This is a genomic window from Bartonella sp. CL434QHHD (assembly GCF_042195145.1).
Classification (GTDB): Bacteria; Pseudomonadota; Alphaproteobacteria; order Rhizobiales; family Rhizobiaceae; genus Bartonella.
The window spans coordinates 48,435-71,414 of record NZ_JBHINT010000027.1; the positions used below are offsets into that span (position 1 = coordinate 48,435).

17 protein-coding genes and 1 pseudogene are annotated in these 22,980 nt (G+C 38.0%); 12 read left to right on the forward strand and 6 right to left on the reverse strand.

The window, feature by feature from the left end:
• The first annotated feature begins 227 nt into the window (after positions 1 to 227).
• Positions 228 to 1,379 carry an MFS transporter gene (locus ACFILN_RS04765; RefSeq protein ID WP_375630914.1) on the forward strand — a complete coding sequence of 384 codons (1,152 nt, stop codon included), beginning with the start codon at positions 228 to 230 and terminating at the stop codon, positions 1,377 to 1,379.
• Between the two features lie 796 nt (positions 1,380 to 2,175).
• A complete protein-coding gene (locus ACFILN_RS04770) occupies positions 2,176 to 2,775 on the forward strand; it encodes a hypothetical protein (protein ID WP_375670988.1) in 600 nt (199 codons plus the stop codon).
• A 1,676-nt stretch (positions 2,776 to 4,451) separates the two neighbouring features.
• Here the strand turns inward: ACFILN_RS04770 and ACFILN_RS04775 are convergent.
• Positions 4,452 to 5,354 carry a polyprenyl synthetase family protein gene (locus ACFILN_RS04775; protein ID WP_273790503.1) on the reverse strand — a complete coding sequence of 301 codons (903 nt, stop codon included), beginning with the start codon at positions 5,352 to 5,354 and terminating at the stop codon, positions 4,452 to 4,454.
• 425 nt (positions 5,355 to 5,779) lie between these two features.
• On the opposite strand from ACFILN_RS04775, the gene rpmF reads away from it, so the two are divergent.
• From rpmF to ACFILN_RS04790, 3 genes and pseudogenes are all read left to right on the forward strand, one after another.
• Positions 5,780 to 5,959 (forward strand): 50S ribosomal protein L32, encoded by a 180-nt coding sequence (gene rpmF / locus ACFILN_RS04780; protein WP_005774555.1) that lies wholly within the window; start codon positions 5,780 to 5,782, stop codon positions 5,957 to 5,959.
• A 301-nt stretch (positions 5,960 to 6,260) separates the two neighbouring features.
• Positions 6,261 to 6,455 carry a hypothetical protein gene (locus tag ACFILN_RS04785; RefSeq protein ID WP_375670990.1) on the forward strand — a complete coding sequence of 65 codons (195 nt, stop codon included), beginning with the start codon at positions 6,261 to 6,263 and terminating at the stop codon, positions 6,453 to 6,455.
• Between the two features lie 1,644 nt (positions 6,456 to 8,099).
• A pseudogene (locus ACFILN_RS04790) lies at positions 8,100 to 8,822 on the forward strand (tyrosine-type recombinase/integrase); the annotation flags it as partial.
• Positions 8,823 to 9,728: 906 nt separating this feature from the next.
• On the opposite strand, the gene ACFILN_RS04795 reads toward ACFILN_RS04790, so the two are convergent.
• The 3 genes from ACFILN_RS04795 to ACFILN_RS04805 form a co-directional block, all read right to left on the reverse strand.
• Complete coding sequence (locus tag ACFILN_RS04795; protein WP_273790499.1) at positions 9,729 to 10,313, reverse strand: CarD family transcriptional regulator; 585 nt, start codon at positions 10,311 to 10,313, stop codon at positions 9,729 to 9,731.
• Positions 10,314 to 10,617: 304 nt separating this feature from the next.
• The gene (gene fdxA / locus ACFILN_RS04800; protein WP_273790498.1) at positions 10,618 to 10,959 is read right to left on the reverse strand and encodes a ferredoxin FdxA; all 342 of its coding nucleotides are present in this window, start codon (positions 10,957 to 10,959) and stop codon (positions 10,618 to 10,620) included.
• Between the two features lie 21 nt (positions 10,960 to 10,980).
• Entirely contained in the window at positions 10,981 to 12,561 is a 1,581-nt protein-coding gene (locus ACFILN_RS04805) for a hypothetical protein (protein WP_375630916.1), read from the reverse strand.
• 577 nt (positions 12,562 to 13,138) lie between these two features.
• Here ACFILN_RS04805 and ACFILN_RS04810 point away from each other — a divergent pair.
• Complete coding sequence (locus ACFILN_RS04810) at positions 13,139 to 14,050, forward strand: RNA polymerase factor sigma-32 (protein ID WP_015856975.1); 912 nt, start codon at positions 13,139 to 13,141, stop codon at positions 14,048 to 14,050.
• A 309-nt stretch (positions 14,051 to 14,359) separates the two neighbouring features.
• On the opposite strand, the gene ACFILN_RS04815 is transcribed toward ACFILN_RS04810, so the two are convergent.
• Complete coding sequence (locus ACFILN_RS04815; protein WP_375654374.1) at positions 14,360 to 15,937, reverse strand: M48 family metalloprotease; 1,578 nt, start codon at positions 15,935 to 15,937, stop codon at positions 14,360 to 14,362.
• A 147-nt stretch (positions 15,938 to 16,084) separates the two neighbouring features.
• Here ACFILN_RS04815 and ACFILN_RS04820 point away from each other — a divergent pair, with 147 nt between their 5' ends.
• From ACFILN_RS04820 to rimJ, 4 genes are all read left to right on the forward strand, one after another.
• Complete coding sequence (locus ACFILN_RS04820) at positions 16,085 to 16,720, forward strand: thiamine diphosphokinase (protein ID WP_273790494.1); 636 nt, start codon at positions 16,085 to 16,087, stop codon at positions 16,718 to 16,720.
• 100 nt (positions 16,721 to 16,820) lie between these two features.
• Positions 16,821 to 17,207, forward strand: a complete 387-nt coding sequence (locus ACFILN_RS04825; protein WP_273790493.1) for a hypothetical protein — start codon at positions 16,821 to 16,823, stop codon at positions 17,205 to 17,207.
• A complete protein-coding gene (locus tag ACFILN_RS04830) occupies positions 17,207 to 19,069 on the forward strand; it encodes an ABC-F family ATP-binding cassette domain-containing protein (RefSeq protein ID WP_375643316.1) in 1,863 nt (620 codons plus the stop codon). Before ACFILN_RS04825 ends, ACFILN_RS04830 begins: the two co-directional genes overlap by 1 nt.
• A gap of 570 nt (positions 19,070 to 19,639) precedes the next feature.
• Positions 19,640 to 20,203 (forward strand): ribosomal protein S5-alanine N-acetyltransferase, encoded by a 564-nt coding sequence (rimJ, locus tag ACFILN_RS04835; RefSeq protein ID WP_273790492.1) that lies wholly within the window; start codon positions 19,640 to 19,642, stop codon positions 20,201 to 20,203.
• Between the two features lie 538 nt (positions 20,204 to 20,741).
• Here the strand turns inward: rimJ and ACFILN_RS04840 are convergent.
• On the reverse strand, positions 20,742 to 21,002 hold the full coding sequence (locus ACFILN_RS04840; RefSeq protein WP_005774567.1) for a DUF2312 domain-containing protein: 261 nt from the start codon (positions 21,000 to 21,002) through the stop codon (positions 20,742 to 20,744).
• A 261-nt stretch (positions 21,003 to 21,263) separates the two neighbouring features.
• Between ACFILN_RS04840 and ACFILN_RS04845 the strand changes: the two genes are divergently transcribed.
• Positions 21,264 to 21,752, forward strand: coding sequence for a DUF1036 domain-containing protein (locus ACFILN_RS04845; protein ID WP_273790491.1), 489 nt, complete (start codon positions 21,264 to 21,266; stop codon positions 21,750 to 21,752).
• A partial coding sequence (gene pyk, locus ACFILN_RS04850; protein WP_375670992.1) for a pyruvate kinase occupies positions 21,749 to 22,980 on the forward strand: 1,232 nt, incomplete at its 3' end. The genes ACFILN_RS04845 and pyk, both read left to right, overlap by 4 nt.

The window sequence follows — 22,980 nt, forward strand, 5'->3', positions numbered from 1 at the left end:
TGCTCTTGAGACAGTAAAATATTTAACGGATTCTTCAAATATCAAATTATAGAAAGAACATTGTTTATTGATTTTTCAGGCATTTTCCCAGCATTTTTTGGGGTATCAAATTGATAGGATTGGAAATCCTTATAGCGATTATAGTCCTATTTGTCGTAAAATATAAGCTTTTATATTGACATAAATGATGTATACGGGTGCCTTTTTGGGCGTTATTGGGGGAATGCATGACAAGTATATTAGCGTTTGGCTTTTTATTTAATGGTATAAGGATTTTAACTGGCGCCTTTATTGTCTTTTATATGCTTGAAAAAGGCTTAACGCTTATTGATATAGGTGTCATTAAGTCGTTTCAGGCTTTTATTATGATGGTTACCGATATTCCTCTGGGATATTTTGCTGATCGAAAAAGTTATAAAATATCGATCGTTTTGGCAGCTGCTTTTGCTGCTACATGGCTCTTTCTCATGGGATTTTCTACAAGCTTTTATGGTTTTCTTTTGGCAGAAACTTTTAATGCCTTATCGCTAACATTAATTGCTGGGGCTTATAATGCTTTACTTGTTCAATATGCAAAAGCAAAAGTGACATCCACTAAAAAAGTGCTTGGTTCCAGCTCTCAATATAATTACATCGGCATGTTTATATTCAGTTTAATCGGGGCATATTTTGCTGATTATTCTAGCCAATATATATGGTATATCGCGGCGTTTTTAATGTTGATGACAACACTATTTGGTTTGTTTTTTCTTGATGATTTGAAGGGGGAGAAAAAACCAAATAAAGCGAATTCTCTCATTTGTGAAGCTAAGGAGATGTTATCTATTTTTATTAAAGTTCCTTATATCTCTTTATGCTTTTATTTTTCATTGATTTTTTTCAATATATTCTCGCAGTATTGGCAGTGGATATTTAAAGATTATGATATTAATGTCACTTATTTTGATCTTGGTGTGACATTTTCATTGATATTGCTCTCTCAGCTCTTGGCTAGTTTTCTCTTTACAAAACTAAGTGAAAGAGTGAATTTTATTTTACTGTTGTTTCTTTCGGCTTCACTGATTTTTACCATTGCTTTCTTTGAACCAAGAAAAGAAATTGCTGTCATTTTAGTCTGTATGATTTTTTATCTCATTAAGTATACATATCTTCGTGTAGAAGTTGTTTTGCATGATAGTATTAGTGATCATTTCAGGGCTACATATGAATCTTTCTTGTCAACCGTTGGGAGATTTAGCTTATTGGTATTTTTTTACATGAGTGCGTATATGGTCAATATATTTGGCTTTTTCTCACTCGTTTATATTTTTGCTATTTATTTATTGATTTACTTGTTGGCGGTATTTTTTTTAGAAGGAACTCTCAAAAAAGTTCAGTGAAAATATTAATTTATTACGATACGTGTTTTATAGGGTTTCATAGTGGGGCAAGGCTTTGATTTATTAAGGCGCATCGTTGTTTTTGTATGTTGAATGAGAAAGCTGAATAGTGTCAGTTACTCTTATTTAAAATCTATGTATGTTGAAGCAATCAAAGTCATCCGCTTGTCGTTATAAGTGGGCTTGGCATAATAATCGTTAAAAGGGAAATAAAAATGCTGCTCATGAATATTGCGCCAAGAGTTTCTGATAAGATTGGACGCTGATAAAGAAAATGATTGTGCTGGATTATATGCTTATTAAGGAATGGTGATGGAGCAGTTTTCCCATTTTCATTGGTTCCTTGCTGGTAACACTTTATCTCATTAGAGCTAATTTAAACAGTCGGACAATTTATAGCCTGTCCTCATCAGAATTCCCTTATGATCGATTTTGATATTTTGATGATCTATTTTATTGTTGGTATATTTAGCGGATTTTACCATTGCCTCCTTTAAAATATTAATCATCTTGTTGAGATAACAACATCTTTCATTCTCATTTTTGAGTATTTTCTCTTTGATTGTGGTGTTAGCTCTGTATTTTCTGATGTTAGAAAATACTCTTAATCCAGATAGTAAACTTATCTATGGAAACTTTGAATGACAGCCCCCTCTTTGAGAGGGAATAAAACCAAGTACAGCAATATTGTTGAGTACAATTTGCTATAAATAAGCCACAAGAAAACAGCATATATTGATATATTTGATAGGAATCTGTTAAGCCGTACAAATTGTAGTTATTAAAAGGTAAAGCGGTGAAATCGTTATCCATAACGCATATTGTAACATTTATAACTCTTTTTTCTGTATTTGTATTGGTGGGATGTACGCGCGTGGATAGTCTAGAACAGTACGATAGACTTTACGAAAAATATATCAGTGAAAATTACGGCGCTTTTGAACATTTTCAAAAGCATGAACAAGCAAAAAAATTTGTATACAGCCATGGCTATCAGAATATCGTACCAAAGTTTGACATTATACGGCATCGTCACATACTGATTGTTTTATGTGGACGTTTTGTTAATTTATTGCGTGGTGATTATAATGAATGGATATCAGCAGATATGTTACTCAATGTCATAAGCAGTTTGCGTAATGACTATAATTGGAGAGAAAGCGATTTTATTTGGGCCTATAATATGTCTATGAATTCTACCGACCCCATGATTGATTACGCGAAAAAGTTTCTTAATTCTTCAAGTGAAAATGGCATGAGTTTCAAAACACAAATGATTGATCTCGTGTCGAGTATGAGGACCGGTGATGATGAAAATGTTAAACAAATAGCGCGTTTTTGCATAGAGCTAAACACGATATATGACATGATGAAACCAAGAAGAATTTACAAATGATATTGAATGGGTAGTGAGAAAAATTCTCTCGAAGGATATTAAATGGCTATAATAGTCTTGATAGTCGCGGCATTTTCTTGGCCATGTTGCATGTTTTTTTATTATGGCTTCAAAAGGTGGACATATTTTCCAGCTTTTACAACAGGCATAGGTTCACTTACAATGATGCTTTTCATCTTAATGAGAAAATTGCACTTAAAGGAGGAAATTTGCACTTGGATTGAAAAAACTACTTATCACAAATTAGATTGCGCTATTATATATAATAATAAGGATTTTCTTTATCTTTCTGTTGCAATGATCATTCTCTGTTTAATCTTATCAATTCTCTTTTTATGCGATGAATTGAATAAACGAGATAAAGAGTGTGACGAATTAAAGTTGTACAGTGATCATGATTATTATTCAATTGAAGTTATTACACAATTTTGTAAATAAAAATGTTTCTGCTTTTGAAGGAGCATGCCGACACAATCATTCACTTTTCTCGCCCCTAATGTTGCGGACAGCCCTTGGCTTTTAAGACGGTTCATAAGAGGCATTTTTTTAGTCTTTTCTTTGATGTTTTGCCCCACACGGCTTTTCCCGCTTGTGACGTGCAAGCAAGTGATTTTGATTGATTTAACATACACAGATTTGAAATGAGAGAATCTTATGATATTTAGGGTTCTTATTCAAGTTGAACAACCACGAATTATCATTATAAATCAATGTGTTATATCTTTCTTGCTAAGAAAAGAGAGATCGGTAATAATACTGCTTTGGTTTTTCGTTCTATTGAAATTAGTGGTTTTATTTATCCTGTTATGCCGTAACATACTGTCATTTGAGGGGTGGTGAAGGTATCCTGTTTGATACATTAAGTATTTTAAGAAGTGCATGGTGAATATTCTTAAGTCTTGTTTATTGCGTCTTTAGTTTAAGTGAATCGTATGCGTGGAAAGCGAGAGAAACCTACTCGGTAGGAAACTAGACTGTTTACAGAGCAGATTAGGTTAAAAGACTTTGTTCTTTGAGGGTGGCATAAAAATCAAAATAGCCATTATGTTCATTTTTTTCTGATATTTTAAATACGAGCTTCAAAAAAATGATGCTTAAACTAAACAACGAGCACTTTTGTAAAAGTGTTTTTAGAGAGCAAGCAATACACGAGTGAATTTACAGAATATAACCATATTTGATCTTCTACAACAAGATAGCGTGGAAAGGCATAAAAATTACGATTCTCTACTGAGGGCATTGTACTTCTTTTATTGTTTTTTGCGGGTTTATAAAATGCCTGGTTTTATACTTATTCTGTTTATCTTTTGCCTTATCGTTAGAAGATTAAAGACATAAAGGAGAAAGCGAGTTTTCCTCTTTCCGGTTGTTTTTTATTCAGCTTTAAAGCACCCACCACCCACTGTAATATCTTTTAAAGCATAGTGATTGCGCATTGTTTCACATTTTCTTTCATTCTTTAATGGAAGGCATTTTTCATGCAAAATAAGATACCCAGAATGCATTTGTGTTATAAATTCACGCGGCTTGTTTTAATGAAATTCTTCTTAAGATTTGTCGCACCCATTTCATGATAAGGACTATAATGGAGATTAATGGTAACGTTTCTTTGAAAAGTCTATTATGCATTCAATAAATATGATGGTGTACACTATGTACAATATGGCGGATGAAGTTTAATTTTGGCGTATTGCACTAAAGTGTGCTGCTTGTTGGAGGGGGAGTGCTTTAGCGCCAAAAGGATGTAAGAATGCTTCTGCTTTACTGATGAGTGTATCTCGCTTTTTTTGGGTTTCTTTAATGCCGTAAAGATGAACAAAAGTGGCTTTTTGTGCCGTTTCATCTTTCCCAGCCGTTTTTCCTAGGGTTTGCGTGTTGGCGGTGACATCAAGAAGGTCATCGGTTAATTGAAAGGCTAAACCAAGATAGGTACCAAAATCAGTAAGCTTTTCAGTTAATTCTTTAGATGCATTGCCAATGATGGCACCTGCTTGGCAAGCAAAGCTTATCAGGGCTGCTGTTTTCATGTGTTGTAGAGTGATAATGTCAGTACTTTCTTGCGGTCTTTTTTCAGCTTCAAGGTCCAGCATTTGTCCACCTAACATACCGCCAAGCCCTGCCGATTGTGCAAGAGACGTGATCAGCTTGATTCTAATATCTGTAGATAAAATACTAGCTTTATGAGCAATAATTTCAAAGGCAAATGTTAAGAGGGCATTGCCTGCTAGAATTGCTGTTGCTTCATCAAATGCTACATGGACAGTGGGTTTTCCACGCCGGAGTATATCGTTATCCATAGCGGGAAGATCATCATGAATGAGCGAATAACAATGGATACATTCTAAGGCACATGCAACATCAAGAGAATGTTCTACAGGGACATCAAAAAGTGCAGCACTTTGAATTACAAGAAAAGGACGCAAGCGTTTTCCACCGTTCAGCACACCATAACGCATGGCTTTGATTAAGTTTTTAGGGCGTGAAATTTCACCATTTTGGATTTGATCACTTAACAGGGTATCAAGCCGCTTTTCAACGGTGTCTCTATGTTTTGCAAGAAGGGTGGTAAATTCGTGCATTCTTGCTTCCTTTGTTTTTACAAAAATGAAATTATGAAGTTTAAAGAGAAAGGTTGTCGCTTTTTCTTGTTTTCATAAATTGGCGTCGTTTTTTATTAAAAATCAACTTCTCTTTTTATCCGTATCTCTACTGTATGCGCAAATCCCTTTTTAAACCAAATAAAAATTGAATGAAGGTCTTATAAAAAAGCTTTCATTGGTGTATAAAATTCTCAAATTTTGCAGTGTTTTTGATATTCCTTTGATTATTGTGACACCATTTTTGATAACAAGAAGGTCATTTTTAGTAAGAGGAGGATCATTTTGACATTGCCTCTTCTTTTTTATCAGTGTATAATATCTTAAAATTTTATAGTGTTTTTAAATGAAGCATTGTCATTTTTGACATTGCTTTTTCTGTTTTAATGGATTTGGAGTGTCTTTTTATGGCTGTACCTAAACGAAAAACCTCTCCAGCGAAGAGGGGCATGCGCCGTTCGGCTGATGCTCTGAAGGCGCCGACTTATATCGAAGATAAAAATTCTGGTGAATTACGTCGTCCTCATCACATTGATTTGAAAACGGGAATGTATCGTGGGCGTTCCGTTTTAGTGGTTAAAGACTGAGCGTTTTCTTTCTTTTCCAGTGGTGAACTTCTTTTATTTCATCGATCAATGCACGCTTGGGGCGTGCATTTTCGCTTTAAGGTGAATGTTGAGCTTCTCTTGCATCGTCTTCTATCGATGTGGATCAGGGGATGTATCGTGGACGTTCTGTTTTAGTGGTTAAAACTTTAGCGTTTTCTTTCTTTTCCAGTGGTGAACTTCTTTTATTTCATCGATCAATGCACGCTTGGGGCGTGCATTTTCGCTTTAAGGTGAATGTTGAGGTTCCCTTGTATCGTCTTCTATCGATGTGGAACAGGGGATGTATCGTGGACGTTTTGTTTTAGTGGTTAAAACTTTAGCGTTTTCTTTCTTTTCCAGTGGTAAACTTCTTTTATTTCATCGATCAATGCACGCTTGGGGCGTGCATTTTCGCTTTAAGGTGAATGTTGAGGTTCTCTTGCATCGTCTTCTATCGATGTGGAACTGGGGATGTATCGTGGACGTTCTGTTTTAGTGGTTAAAACTTTAGCGTTTTATCTCTTTCCGTGTTGAGTTTCTCTTGCATCGTCTTCTATCGATGTGGAACAGGGGATGTATCGTGGACGTTCTGTTTTAGTGGTTAAAACTTTAGCGTTTTATCTCTTTCAGTGGTGAACTTCTTTTATTTCATCGATCAATGCATGCTTGGGGCGTGCATTTTCGCTTTAAGATGAATGTTGAGGTTCTCTTGCATCGTCTTCTATCGATGTGGAACAGGGAATGTATCGTGGACGTTCTGTTTTAGTGGTTAAAACTTTAGCGTTTTATCTCTTTCAGTGGTAAGTTTCTCTTGATTCATTAGTGAATGCATTGGGTAAGATGCGTTTTTCGCTTTTTCTTGGGAACATATGTGGGATAAAGTTTTGCCGTAGAGAAANGTGAATGCATTGGGTAAGATGCGTTTTTCGCTTTTTCTTGGGAACATATGTGGGATAAAGTTTTGCCGTAGAGAAATGATTCTATTGTGGGAGATGATTTTCTTGTTTTCTTGAGAGGCTATAAAGGGCTACTTGTATCAGTGTCTTTTATGATGACTTCGTTAAGAGCTTGGGTATTGATATAAGTTAGCTCAGTAATAGAATCATTTTGTATCGCACTTAATCTTTATTGATTATAGAGAGAATCCTATTAGACCGTAAAATATCATCGTTTAAGGCAGTTGATCTATGTAAGGCTTTAAGCATATCGGTGTTTTTTATGAGAATATTTAAGGCAATGGTTGTCTATAGGCTTATATTGTGACATGTGATTCTCCTTAAAAAAATAGAGATCGACATCACATTGATTTATAAAGATCATTTGTTGTTTTGCGCCTTGAATGGAAGGTCTATCGTAGGATTTTCTCATTTCAAATTTCTCTCATGTTGAATCAATGACAATCACTTGCTTTTCGGTCACAAGTGGGGATGGTATGTGAGTAAAAACTCTATAAAAAAGGAAAAAATGTCTATAATGAATACTTTCAAATGTAAGAATTGTTGTAACATTGGGATTAAGTGTATGCTGATGCCAGCGTGCTTTCTTATGAGCAGAAAAGAGACAACCGTTACAAGACAGAAGGTGCACATTCAATGATCTTTAGTGCTTTTGATTGATAAAGGTACATGAGACTTTTCTATGAATATCACGCTGTCTTTTCATATTTTTGAACTAAGAATTGTCCATATATTTTTCTTATTTTTGTGAATATAAGGGATTTGTTGCGAACAGCTTGTAAAAATAAGTAAACTTAAAACCAAATGTGTTGTGTATGGGGATGAGCAAAGTATTTTATCAAAGCCGGTACGACTCTCCAGTTCATAGCTGGTTTATGAGTGATTTTATGGTGGTGCTTACCTAAGTTTATGATTTTTTTTGTTATCTGTTCATTACTAGACAACACATTGATTTATATATATAATTCACTGTTTTCATATTGAATTAGAACCCCGAATAACGTAAGATTCACTCATTTCAAATCTCTCTATCTAGAATCAATCAAAACCACTCGTTTGCACGTCACAAGCGGGATGAGTGTGTGGATAAAATTTGTATAAGAAAGGACTCTTATGAATTGTCTTAAGAGCCAAGGGCTGTAGCACAACACCCACGAGCTGACAAATATAACGATGGTGCCGGCTTGCTTCTTCACAAACGTAAGAGATGGGGGTGGTGTCAATGGATTTACCGTTATACCTTTCCGGGGGCTGCGAAATGGGCTTGGGTGCCTTGAGAGATGTTTCTTTAAAACAAGCCCGTGAATTGGCAACTGGGTGGCGGGCTGTTTTACGTGAGGGGCGTGATCCCATTAAAGAACGTGAGAAACAAAAGCGTGAGGCAATGCGCAATCTCTATTATTTAAAAGATATTGCTTTAGATGCTTTTGAAAGCCGTAAAGCTGAATTAAAAAATGATGGTGAGGCGTGTGATTGGTTTTTACACTGACGCCTTTATATTCTCCCCAAATTAGGTTGTCTGCCCGTTTCAGAGATTACGCAAACTGAGATACGCAATACGCTTTCTCCCATTTGGCATGCAAAAGCTGGAACAGCTCAGACAGCACTGAAGCGTCTTAATCTTTGTCTTAAACATACGGTTGCCTTGGGTTTTGATGTTGATTTACAAGCAACGATAAAAGCATGCGCGCTCTTAAGGTAAGCAACGTCATAAAACGCAAAATAGACCAGCTATGGATTGGAAAGATGTCCCTGCCTTTTATCAGTTACTCTGTAAAACACAAAACATAACACAATTGGCTTTGCGTTTACTTATCCTGACAGGCGTTCATACTAATCCTTTGCGTCATATTCGTGAAGATCAGATTGAAGATGATATATGGACAATTCCTGCTGAGAATATCCAATCTTTAGCGGTTTGTTTGAAACAGAGATTGAGACTTTTAAGAGTTCTATGAATCATTCTAGATTTTATGTGTCCGATTGGAGTAAGAATATTGCGTATATCTCGTAATCTCTGAAATGAGAATATAACCTCATTTGGGAAAAATATAAAATTGAAAGGGCAATGCCAACGTTCATTTTTATTGTTATTTTTTAAGTGAGCGTTACTGCTTTCAAAAGTATTTGGAATGCCTTTTACAGAATGGAGATGATGGTTTTAGTTCATGTTTTTTTTATCGCGTTCTTTAATGAGGAGGAATGCTTCTCATACAAAATAGAGCGCCCACGACAAAATATGCTTATGTTGTACCGTCACGCGTTTTTTAAAAGGAATATTTTTCAATATTTGTGCTATCCATTTTATGACGGCGTTTTTGAATGTTATAATGGTTTTATAGAAGGGTAAATGGTAAAATCTCGGTGTAGTGTATAAACGGCACTATGATCTTTACGCTTAATAAAAAATCAAGTCCCGCCCCCTTACACATCTTGCCAGATTCCAATGTCGGTATATCCTTTGGTGCTTGAGACAGTGTCTTGCTCTTTTTGTACAGTTTTTACCCACAGATCAGCCTCGCTTGTGATTGACAAGCAAGTGATTTGATTAATTCAACATGAGAGCAATTTGAAATGAGTAATCTTACCATATTCAAGATTCTAATTTAATATGAATAATGCTAGATTATGATGATTAATCAGTTTGTTATCTATGAAGAAAGAAAATGAGGAGGAATTTGTCGAAAAGTTAGATTGTTTATAGATTGGCGCTGGTTAAGAAACTTTGTCCTTAAGGGCAGAGAGGATGTTAAAAAATAAAACCAGCTTTCGCTGGTTTTATCGAGATATCATCATTATGATGAAAGAGTGTATTACGCAGCGTAGACAGCTTTACTGTTTTCATCTGTTTCTTCTCTCTCAGTTTTAAACTCGCGTTCCGGCTTGTTGGAGAGATGCATCTCTATGAGATTGATAGCTTCTGTTTCAGAAAGACTATTAATAACCGCAATTTCGCGGGCCATTCTTTCAAGAGCAGCTGTATAAAGTTGGCGCTCAGAGTAAGATTGTTCAGGTTGTAGATTAGAGCGGAAAAGATCACGGACCACTTCGGCGATACAAATAAGATCTCCTGAGTTGATTTTGGCATCATATTCTTGTGCACGACGTGACCACATGGTCCGTTTAACACGTGCTTTTCCACGTAAAACTTTTAAGGCACGTTCGACAGAGTCACTAGCAGATAATTTACGCATTCCAACGGAAAGGGCTTTTGCAATGGGGACTTTGACATCCATCTTATCTTTCGCGAAATGAATGACAAAAAGTTTCAATTTATGTCCTGCAACTTCTTGATCTTCAATCGCTATAATTTGTCCTACTCCATGTGTAGGGTAGACGATATATTCAGAGGTTGCAAATTCTTTGGTCTTGGAAGACGTTCCATGTTGGGATGCCATATTTTAGTTTACTCCCTTATGATCAACAAATGTATCGGAAAACAGGTTATAAACCTGAGGGTTGAGTTTTCTTTAACCAAGTATATTGTACCAATTAAGTGAGCATAAAAGCCGAGTACTTTTAAATCCAAAAAAAATACATTGCTTTACTGTAAAAAGCAAAGAAAAATACTTAGAAAGATGATCATGTTAAAATAACACTAACATCAAACTTTAAAAGAATCAATCATTTCGCTTAAGGATTTTTTTATTTTTACAAGAGAAGTCTTTCAGTCGTTGAAGGAGGAGGGTGTACACTGTATCATTACTCTTCGCCACTTCCTGGATTTTCTGAAAAATACTTTTCTAATTTATTTGGAACGCCATCCATTTCTTTTGCTTGAGAAAGGGGATCTTTTCGGGTGGTTAGATTAGGCCATTTGTTTGCATAATGAAGATTAAGTTCTAACCACTTTTCTAATCCTGGTTCTGTATCAGGTAAAATCGCTTCTGCTGGGCATTCTGGCACACAAACACCACAATCGATGCATTCATCGGGGTGAATAACAAGCATATTTTCCCCTTCATAAAAACAATCAACAGGGCAGACTTCAACGCAATCCGTATATTTGCAGTGAATGCAGTTGTCGGTTACTACGTGGGTCAAGATCAAACTCCATTTGTTACTTTAATTCTCTTTAGAGGAAAGTGGGTGCGTGTTTTTATGATTGGTGAGTTGATCGCGTAGTACAGCTAGTTTCGCAAAAGGTGAATCAGGATTAAGGCGCTTTTCTTTGTGAAAAGGCTTATGATTTGCATGTTTTCCTTGGGATTTGTGGAACTTATGAGAGCGTTTTGCTTGTGATAGTGCTTCTTGAGGGGGATTTTCATTTGTGTGTTCCGCTTTTTTTACAGCGTTCTTCGATTTATTTTGCCACTTATTTCCTAATTTATCATGTTTTTTTTGTGCGTGGTGGTGAAATTGATGCTTATAATGCCATAATAAAATAACTTTACCTTCTTCTGTAGAGCGAGGGGATTTGGCAAAATTCCCAACAGGTTCAGCTGCTGGTAAGCGATTGGTTTTATGGAGATGTTTTTCAATACCAGAGGATAAAGTGTTTGGGTATGAGGTATTTTTTTCTTCTCGTGTTGTTTCTAAATCGCTTATTGTTTGCCATTGACTTCCAACGCATTCTGCTGCAGGAACATCTTGCATTGTCCTATTGACAGGGGAAGAGGCTTGGTGTGCAAAGAGATTTTGTTCAAAAACAGTATTGCTTATGCTGTACGATTGATAACCAAGTCCTTTGAGGATTTCTTCCATATCGTTTCCATTGGCCCCAAGAATGGACATCATGGCTGGTGTAACAAAAAAACTTTTGCCATCATAGGCTCCATCGGGTCTGGGATCACTTCCTTGTTTCCAATGAAGTGCGGGGCGGATGAGATTGGCAAGACGTTCTAAAATATCAATCCGTACAGCACGTTGTCCTAAGATTCGGTAGCCGGCTAATTGATAAAATTTGCGGTTATAGGTAGGGTCAACAATCAAAGAGGTTCGACCAGCAGATAATGCTGAAAAAATTTCACCCAAACCAGTTTGATCTTGTCCCGCATTTTGAAGATTCCACAGGAGAGTAATGGCTTGAACCGGAGCAGGTTTAAGCATTCCGGCAACATAGATGTGAAAAGCGCCAAAACGCACGCCTAGACGCCGAAGCACGGCACGTGATTCTTGCGCAAGTTTTTTGACAATGTCTAAAACTTCACGGCGTGGTAAAATCCCTAAAGAGTTAAAAAGTTGTAAAGCAAGACTGTTTGTTGAATCCGTTAAATTATCAGCATTGCGCAAATCAAACAGGGGTTTTAAAGTCGTTTCAAAATGAAAGGTGACAAAGCGTTCTAATCGCTTCACAACGTTATTGCGGGATTCTCCCGTGAGTTGTTCATCTGCTAAAACAATCAGTTTTGGTTTGAAAAAATCTTCTGTTGCTACAAGTTGTCCTACGGGTTGACCAATCCAGCGCACAATTCCATCAGAACTGAGGGTAAAATCTCCATTTGCACAAGCACAAAAACGTGTCGCGCGTTTGGAAAAAGCAAGAATCAAATTCTCATTCTCTGTTGAAATTTGCTTCTCAGCTATTTGATCGGTACTGTTTTTGTTGGCATAAAAACGAAAACCTTCAAATTTACCCCTTCCGTGTTTTTCAATGAGAATATCATCTTGAAGAATCTCATTCTGTTGAACAATCTTGCTATCCATGATCATTTTCTTTCTCAGTGTGACACTGGTCAAAAGCTTTTTGCGACAATTTCATAATGGTGCTCTTTCTTTAACACGTTTGTTGCGTTTGCTTCAATCACTCTTGTCATTTTTTGCTGTTTCTTTGCGCCTTTAAAACTTGAATGATTCTTTTTTTATTCAGTTTTCATTCAGTTTAGATGCTTTATATTTGCAAATTACACTTATTAGTTGTATTGTAAAGCTGAAAGCATGAATAAATTCTTCAATTTAAAAGGAAACGGAATTGGTTATCAAAAAACAGCATTTGTTTTGCGTGATCACTTTATTTTTTTTGCTGTTTTGTCATGAAAAGTGGAGAGAAAGTTTTTTCAAATATTTCATAGGCTAAAAGGCATGTTGTAAAGGCATTTTGCAGGTGAAATTGTGTCTTATGACAAGAAGTTTTACCATGACAGTAAAAAAAACAATTGCGATTATAAAATTACACGTTAAAGTAGTAGGTACAGAAGTTAACAACTTTTGCGTTCTTTTTAAGCAAAGAACAATGATGTCGTTGCCAAATCAATTTTGATAATTTTAATCGCAAGGGGTTATTATGGGTAATCTTTCAAATGCTGTTTATAAAAGCAGCAAAAATTATAGCGATGCAGACAAAAGCTTAGGACGTAATATGATGCGTTCTGCTATGCAAGCACCTTATCTTGAACGACAAAAAGAGCATGATTTGGCTCTGCGGTGGAAAGACAAACGTGATGATGATGCCATGCATCAAATTGCAGCGGCTCATATGCGTTTAGTGATTGCTATTGCTAATCGCTTTAAACGTTTCAAAATGCCATTGGGAGATTTGGTCCAAGAAGGGTATGTGGGACTATTGGAAGCAGCTGCACGTTTTGAACCTGATCGGGAAGTGCGTTTTTCAACGTATGCAACGTGGTGGATACGCGCTTCTATTCAAGATTATATTTTGCGAAATTGGTCAATCGTTCGAGGGGGAACGAGTTCTTCGCAAAAAGCACTTTTCTTTAATCTTCGGCGTTTGCGTGCAAAACTGATACAAGATGATAGTGCTTTGTCAAAACAGGATATTTTTCGCACAATCGCTGAAAAGCTTGGCGTTTCCGTGCGCGATGTTGAAACGATGGATTTTCGTTTTTCCAGTTCTGATAATTCCTTGAGTGTTTCTGTTTCTGAGAACAGTGATAATCCCATTGCTAAGATGGATGTTTTGGTGGATGATAGTCCTCTTCCTGATGCTTTAATTGAGCAAGTCATTGATGGTCAACGGCGTACACAGTGGCTTTACGATGCGTTGCAAATTCTCAACGAACGGGAGTTGGAAATTATTCGCTTTCGTCGCTTAAATGAAGAGGGGGCGACTCTCGAAGTTTTGGGTGAAAAGTTAGGAATCTCGAAAGAGCGCGTGCGTCAAATTGAAGCTAGGGCTTTGCAAAAATTGCGTTCTGCTCTCCTTACGGTTCATTCAGAAGACGCTTACGATATATAAGCAGTGAAATGCTTTGGGGGGGAGGAGGAAAGAGAATATATTAAGTGGGGGCATATGAGAATATGATGAAGTCAGTTTTAGGGGGTGTTCATATTTGTTTAGGAATATGCCTCCTTGGGGGCGCTACTGATAAACAGAGGAAGACAGGGGGCAGAGTTAGTTGGAGAAAATATGTATCACACGGAGGCCTATAGAGGCATGATGAAATTGGATTTTAAAGTGTTCCTCCTTATTTTCGAATATGCTTTAAGGGGGAGGGCGTGATACAGATAGAAAAGAATTAAAACTGTAGCAGATGAGAAAAAGGGCTTATTCTGTAATAATTTTTACTTTGGTACCTGCGGGTAAAGTTTGCGTTGGTGAGAGGGCGTTGAGGATGCGAAAGAGTTTTTCTTTATATGGTGTGTATTGCATTTTATCTGCAAGATTTGCAACGGTTTCTCCTTGTTTAACACGAACAACACGGATTTTTAAGGGCTGCAATTTTTTTAACTGTGAAGATGAAAGAGAATGAAAGCTTTGTAGCGTTTTTTGGGCAACCTCTGCAAAATTTCGAGAATTATGTGGAGCGGCCGTCAAAAAACGAAAGATGTGGTTGTTGAATGGAATGGCAACCACATCAAATTGCCATTGATCATTGGTAGCATAGGCCTGTGCTCCAAGTAAACTTTGGCTTTGGAATCCTTGACGCGTAAATTCTTGATTGGGGAGCCCTTGAATTGTGATGGGGCGGATAGATGATTGGTCTAGCCCGAGAATCCAGCCGCTTTTCAAATAATCACTCGCAGATATTTCAGCAGGATGTGGAATAGCGTCAAAACGAATCGCAATTTTATCTGGTCCACTGGCCCAAACAGTGTGTGCTGAATGTTCTATTGTAAAATTATTTGGAACAGAAAAAGCTATGCGCAATTGTGGGTGAATAAATTGGTTGCCTCGTACAAAACCTGTATAAAAGCCTCCTCCAAAAATCATGCCATCAATGCTTTTGAGAAAAGAATCATGATCGGATATTGTACTATTCCCTTTACTGATTTTACGCGCTTTTTCTATCGCAAGCCGAATGCGTTGAGGGGTGGTTGGGTGAGAAGCTAGAAAATCTAGAGAGGCATTTTGGGTGCCGGAGATATTACGAAAAGCACTATAGGCTTCCATTGTTTGAAGAAAGCGCGGTGAAGCAAATGGATCATATCCTGATTGTTGGAGCATTTCGAGTGCAAGGGAATCAGCTTCCAGCTCTTGATTGCGGGAAAATTGCGCGAGTTGTTGCTTGTTTTGCATAGGGTTATGAAGTTTTTTGCCAATAGAAGAAAGAAGACGTGAAGACATGTGATTGGTCATCTTTAATTGGGCTTCTTTTTGCAGGCGTAAAATGCCATGATTGGCTCTGATATGTGCTATCTCATGGGCTAAAATGGCTGCAACTTCTGAAGAATCATTGGCTAATGCCAGCATACCACGAGTGATGTAGATCGAGCCATTGGGGAGCGCAAAGGCATTGACAGTTTCTGAGTTTAAAATTGTTACAGAATAGCTTTGATGAGAACTATGTGATGCAACTGCCAGTTTACGGACAATCTTTGCTAAAAGGTGTTCAAGTTTTGCATCATGATAAGCGCCACCATACATTTGCAGAATACGTGGGTGTTGCAGAGCGCTTAATGTGACATAGATATTGTGGTTGTTGGTACGTTTGATCGTTTTAGAAGAAGTGGAAGAAAGCCTATCATTTTGAGAAAGTGGTGTATGACAAGCCGAAAGGAGAAACGTTAAACTTATGAGAGTGGCTTTATACAGGCACGAGCGAAAAAGAAAATTGCGGTGAAAAATGGGGTGCGTTGGACCATGGTGCACATTATTTCTGCGGAGTAATTTGGCAAATTGCATTTGTATCTTTGTATCGTATGTTTCTTTAAGAAAGGCATTAGAGATAAGGATTCGTTTGGCTATATCATGCTTTTTGTTTATAAAAAATGACTCTCACTTATAAAAAGATGCACTGTAAAGAAAATTTTGTGAAAGGCAAAGTATGGCATGACAACATTTACGATATTATTAAATGGGGATGTTCATATCACTGATCGTTTGCTTAATCAAATTCAAAACAGTCGGGTAATTGCTGCTGATGGTGGTATGCGTCATGCGGCAGCGCTTAATGCGACGCCTGAGTTGTGGTTAGGGGATTTTGATTCATCAGATGAGAATTTAATACGTCAATATAGTCATGTTCCGCGTGAAGTTTTTCCCTCTGATAAAGATATGACAGATAGTGCTCTGGCATGTGAAAGAGCGCTGCAAAATGGCGCTAAAAAGCTTATTTTGTGCGGTGCTTTGGGAGGGGAGCGAAGTGATCACAGCCTTTCTCATATAACGCAAGCGTTGATGATGGCTGAAAGGGGTATTTCAGTGTTGTTGACAAGCGGTTTGGAAGAAGGTTGGCCGGTTTTGTCAAAACCTTGTTCGTATGATTTGCCTAAGGGATGTTTGTTTAGTATTATCGGTTTTTCTGATTTAAAAGGTTTAACTCTTAAAGGGGTAAAATGGCCAATTTGTGACAAAAATGTGTCATTTGGCTCTTCTTTAACACTTTCTAACCGTATTTGTGGAACCTTTTCTTGCCATTTAGGTTCTGGAAAAGCTATATTGTTAGTGTCTGTACCTATTCCATAAAGCTCTTCCAATATATTTTGAATAAGGCAGGGGGGGGCCTAGTGATGAAGTGCCGACATAAACGATATATGTATTGATCTTGAGAAGGAAAGGTTTTGATATGTTAAAATCAATTTTTAAAGTGGCCGTTGTTTCAGCCATTGGTTTCAGTTCAGTCGCTTGTACTACAAACGATGAACGCGTTGCACGTTACGGCGTAGGAGGAGCAGCAATCGGTGCTTTGGCTGGAACTGCTATTGCTGGAAGTACGCCTGGAGCAGCACTGACCGGTGCAGCATTTGGTGCTTTGGCTGGAACAGTAACAGGTGCAGCTGCAAATCAAAGAAAACAACAAAGACAGGTATCACAATTGTGCACGTATCGTGGTCGTAGAGGGCATGTTTACCAAGCACCTTGTGGACAGAGAGTTCCTGTACGACAATTATGTGCTTACCGTGATGCAAGAGGGGTGATGTATAAAGCACCTTGTCCGCGCCGCGTTCGTTAATGGCGGTGCCGCTTCTGCGGCTTGACCGCATTTTCTTAAATTTTGGAAAAACGCCTTTGCTCAATCAAGCTTGTTTATCGGTTGAGCAGGGGGCGCGTATTGCGCTGGTCGGCCGTAATGGTTGTGGAAAATCGACCCTATTAAAAATTGCCGCAGGAATATTAGAACCTCATGGTGGCGAAATTTTTCGCCACCCGCGAGTAACGCTCCGTTATGTCTCACAAAATCCGGATTGTTCAGGATTTGAAGATATTAATGCTTATATGGAAGCGGGGCTGGACGATACATCTGATGTCCAGTGGATCAATACGCTTCGCACAAATTTAGGGTTTTCTGGGGCGGAAAAATTGGAAACGCTTTCGGGAGGCGAAAAGCGGCGTGTTTCACTGTTACGGGCCATTGCTGCAAAACCCGATATTTTGTTCTTAGATGAACCAACCAATCATCTTGATTTACCAACCATTGAATGGCTGGAAGCTGTTTTGGCTTCTTTGCGTTCAGCGATTGTGGTGATTTCCCATGATCGGCGATTTTTAGAAAATGTTACGCGGTCAACGGTATGGCTTGATCGTGGCACAACCAAAAGACTGGAAAAGCGTTTTTCTGAGTTTGAAAATTGGCGTGATAAAGCACTGGAAGAAGAAGCCATCGAACAGCATAAATTGGGGCGCCAAATTGCTCGTGAAGAGCAATGGTTGCGTTATGGCGTGAGCGCACGGCGTAAGCGTAATGTACGGCGCTTAGGCGAATTAAAAGACTTAAGACAGCGTCATCAAACCTATAAAGGGCAGCCGGGAAATGCACTTTTGACAGCAGCAAAAAGTCATGATTCTGGGCAATTGGTGCTTGAAGCAAAGAAAATTTCAAAATCCTATGGTGATCGCATTATTGTGAAAGATTTCTCTTTGCGCATTCAGCGGGGTGATCGAATCGGGTTGGTAGGACCCAATGGAATCGGAAAGACAACGCTCCTTTCTGCATTAATTGGGCAAGAAGCCGTGGATAGTGGAACGGTGAGGCATGGCTATAACCTCTCTATGGCATTGCTTGATCAGCAACGTATTTTAAATGAAGAAGAAACTTTAGCGCATTATTTAACGGGGGGAAGAGGTGATACTCTTGTGATCAATGGGCTGGAGCGGCATGTGGTTTCTTATATGAAAGACTTTTTATTTTCACCGGAACAAGCACGCACTCCCCTTAAAGAATTTTCCGGGGGAGAAAGAGCACGCCTCATGCTTGCACGACTTCTTTCTCGTCCTGCAAACTTTTTGATTCTTGATGAACCGACCAATGATTTGGATATGGAAACTTTGGATTTGTTGCAAGAATTTATTGCTGATTTTGCGGGAACTGTATTGTTGGTCAGCCATGACAGAGACTTTTTAGATCGTACTGTAACGCATATGTTGGCACCTCAAGGTGATGGTCATTGGGTTTTGTATGCGGGCGGCTACAGTGATATGATGGCGCAAAACCAGCATGCTCTTCGTTTACAACGCAAAAAAACAGAATTATCGCAGCGTAAAGCACCTTCAAAATCTCATGCGGGAGAGCTTTCAAAGCAGGACACATCAACAGATCATGGCTTGATAGGGCGGGAGAAAAAAACACGAAGTAAATTGTCTTATAAGCAGGTTTATGCATTGGAAAAATTGCCTGAAGAAATTGCTGTTTTGCAGGACGAAATCAAAAAAATTGAGCAAGAACTCTCTGATCCAGCCCTTTATCGCAGTGATAAAGAGCGTTTTGAGCGTTTATCAACAGCGTTGGAAAAAAAGAAAAATACTTGCACACAAAAAGAAGAAGAATGGTTAGAACTTGAAATTTTACGCGAAGAAATGGAAGCGTGTTCACGGTAATGTTTTAGATATTAATATCTAAGCATTTTAATTCGTATTGCATCATCGCTTTTCTTTGATTTGTTACAAGATCTTATGGCTGATTTTGCGCGAACAGTGTTGTTGACGAGTTATGGCAGAGACTTTTTAGATTGCACTGTAACATATAGCACCTCAAGGCGATGGTCATTGGGATTTGTATACGGGGGCAGTGATATGGTAGCGCAAAACAAGCATGCTCTGAGCTTACAAGGCAAAGAAACAAAACTATCTTTGCCGTGAGTTTTTTCAAAATTTCGTATATGGAAGTATACCAGTTCCATTGCATACTTTGCCAGTCCCCAATGTTGCTACAGCGCCCCTTGGAACTTGAGAGCATTCATAAGAAATATTCCCTTGTCTTTACCTTATGCTTTAAACATACCACCTCCGCTTATGATGGAAAAGCAAATGATCCTCATTGATTCTAACGTAAGAAGTGTTGTGATGAGGAAAGCTTACTGTATTCGACATTATGATTTGAGTTTAAAAATGATGATTTGTTAAGATAAATCAACGTGTTATTGTAATATTGTTTAGGAGGAGAAAATGATGGCAATTAAAACAAAGCAAACAATTTCTACATTGATCGGTTTAGAAGATGCAGCTGAACTGTCTTCTTATTACCTCCGTAATGCGAATCATCTGCATCCTTTTGAACCTGTTAGATCTGACGATTACCATACCCTAACAGCTTGGGAAACACGAGCCAATGCATTTGCTTGTGAAAGTGCACAGGGACAAGCATATCGATATGCTGTACGATTAAAAAATGAAAACACAGTCATCGGTGTTGTGAATTTTACAAATGTGGTTCGGGGTGTTTTTCAAGCCTGTCATCTTGGTTTTTCTCTTGATGAAAAACAACAAGGCAAAGGTCTCATGTTTGAGAGTTTATCGGCTCTAATACGCCATATCTTTCATGTTTATCATCTACATAGAGTGATGGCAAATTATAGACCTGAGAACATAAAAAGCGAACGTTTATTAAAACGCCTTCATTTTGAAAAAGAGGGCTATGCCAAAGACTATTTGATGATTTCTGGAAAATGGAGAGATCACATTCTAACCTCTCGAATCAATGATCTTTATGAGTCCGTTAATAGATTCCAATAAAGTTTTGTTAAGGGTCTTTTTATCAAATGTGTAAATATGCTGAATTTCTCCCTATCCTCAAAGATTAAGATCTTTAACCACCTCTTCTTTTATAAATAGTTTAGAATCTCGTTTAGCGGATTTCAACTGCTGACCATTTTCATATGTTTCTTTTCGTAGATAATAAATTGATTTATCATCATAATTCATTTTTTTTCAATTTGAAGAGAGTCCTCAATATCGGAAGACTTTCTCACTTCAAATTTATTGATGTTTAATCATAAAAAACACCTCTCTTGCACATCACAAACTGGGTTGGCATACAAGTGAGGGTTTATGTGGATAAACAATGATTGAAGAATAAGAATAAAAATTCTCTGTATAAATCCTTTTAAATGTGAGGGCTGTTGCAATATTGTGTATTCTGTGACCGATAGTCTCGTTACAAGTTACACAAACGGCTTATTGTTGGGTGAAATTTTTATACATTCATTTATTTTTTGCCATTTGTTTTTTGTATTTTCTTTTCTTAAGAAAATTTTCAATGTTATCAATGGCTTTAATTCATACCAAGCGCATTTTTATAAAGTTCAATGATTGCTTCTTCTTCCATTCTTTCATGCTCTTCTTTTTTACGCAGCCGTATAATGCTTCGAACAGCTTTACTATCAAAGCCAGAGCCTTTAAGTTCAGTGTAAACGTCTTTAATATCATCAGAAATGGTTTTTTTCTCTTCTTCTAGTCGTTCAATACGTTCGATAAAAGAGCGTAATTGGTTTACGGATATAGCGTGTGTTTGATCGGTTACTGTATCGTTCATTGTATTTTTCTCCAAGTTATATATTTTAAGTTGTTTTTCGACGACGAATTTATGTTAAAAAGCTTGAAAATAAAAAGTAAATCAAGCTACACAGCTTTTTTACAAATTGACTTTAAATATTTTGTAAAATTTTTAAGATATATGCATTGATAAAAGGGCTATAAAAAGAAAAATATGAAAATATACGTTTTAGACTTGAAAAGCTTTTAAAAAAGAAATGTGTAATTTGTTTTGAGAATTTGACATTATAGAGGAAGTTTTGTGATTTTAAAAAAACGATATTGGGTGTTTCAGAAAGGATTAAAAGTTTTTCTCTTGAGTATTTTGCTCTTGTTTCCCCTCGTTGTTTTTGCAAAAGCTGACTTTAGAGTTTGTAATACAACCCAACAGTCTGTAGGGGTTGCTCTTGGATATCGTACATTTTCAGGGTGGGTGAGCGAAGGCTGGTGGACGGTACCAGTGACGGAATGTAAAACTTTAATTGAGGGGCCTCTTGCTTCACGGTTTTATTATTTTTATGCGGAAGGAGCACAAAAAAAAGGGAACTGGGCAGGCTCTGTGACCATGTGTGTACAAGATAGCCAATTTACCATTCAAGGGGTTCATGATTGTTTCCCTCGAGGATATCAAAAGGCTGAATTTAAAGAGATCGATACCGGAAATCAAACCAGTTGGATGGTACAGTTGACGGATGAGTCTTTGTTAAACAATTCAGTTATACCTTCTCTTTCAGGAAATTCTCCACCGTGAAACGTGCACGTAAAGTAAAAATTATTGCGACTCTTGGTCCTTCTTCTTTTTCTCGTTTGATGATTGAGAAGCTTTTTAGGGCAGGGGCAGACGTTTTTCGTCTTAATATGAGCCATACTGATCGTGATATGCTGGGTGATTTGGTCAAGTCTATACGAGAAGTTGAAAAAACAGTTCGACGCCCCATTGGTATTTTAGTGGATCTTCAGGGGCCAAAACTGCGTGTGGGGCGTTTTGCTAAGGGGCAAGAAGATTTGCGTGTTGGGCAAAGCTTTACATTAGATAATCGCGATGTTCTTGGTGATGCACAGCGTGTTTTTTTCCCTCATGAGGATGTATTTTCGGCTGTTAAACTAGGGGATCGGTTGTTGATTGATGATGGAAGGGTGGAACTGCGTGCGCAAGTTTGTGATGGTCATTCTGTACAGTGTCGCGTGGTTTCTGGAACCCGTATTTCTGATCGAAAGGGTGTCAGTTTTCCCGATACAATTTTGCCTTTTGATTCGATGACGTCAAAAGATAAGGAGGATCTTCAGGCTCTTTTACAGCAGCCTGTTGATTGGGTTGCTCTTTCTTTTATTCAACGTCCAGAAGATATTATGGCGGTGCGTCGGTTGACGAAAAGCAAGGTGTCTTTGATGGCTAAAATCGAAAAGCCTCAAGCCTTAGAGCATATAGAGAAAATTATTGAGGTATCCGATGGTATTATGATTGCACGGGGTGATCTTGGAGTGGAAATGCCCTTGGAAAAGGTCCCTGCACTTCAGATGGAGCTCATAAAAGCTTGTCGTTTAGCAGGAAAGCCTGTTGTGGTGGCAACACAAATGCTCGAATCAATGATTACATCTCCTGTTCCCACACGCGCAGAAGTGTCGGATGTTGCTACAGCAGTTTATGCAGGAACAGATGCGGTGATGTTGTCTGCTGAATCTGCTTCTGGTCGCTATCCTGAAGAAGCTGTGCTTATGATGGACCGAATCGCGCGGCAAATCGAACAGGATCACACTTATGCCGCTCAGGTTGGGGCACAACATCCAGCACCAGAATCAACAGGAACGGATGCGATTTCTCTTGCTGCGCGTCAGATTGCTGAAACACTTGCTCTATCCGCTATCGTTGCCTATACGGCTTCAGGAACAACGGGGGTGCGCGCCTCTCGTGAACGCCCTAATAGACCGATTATTGCTTTATCGCCCATTGTGGAAACAGCACGGCGTTTGGCTTTAGT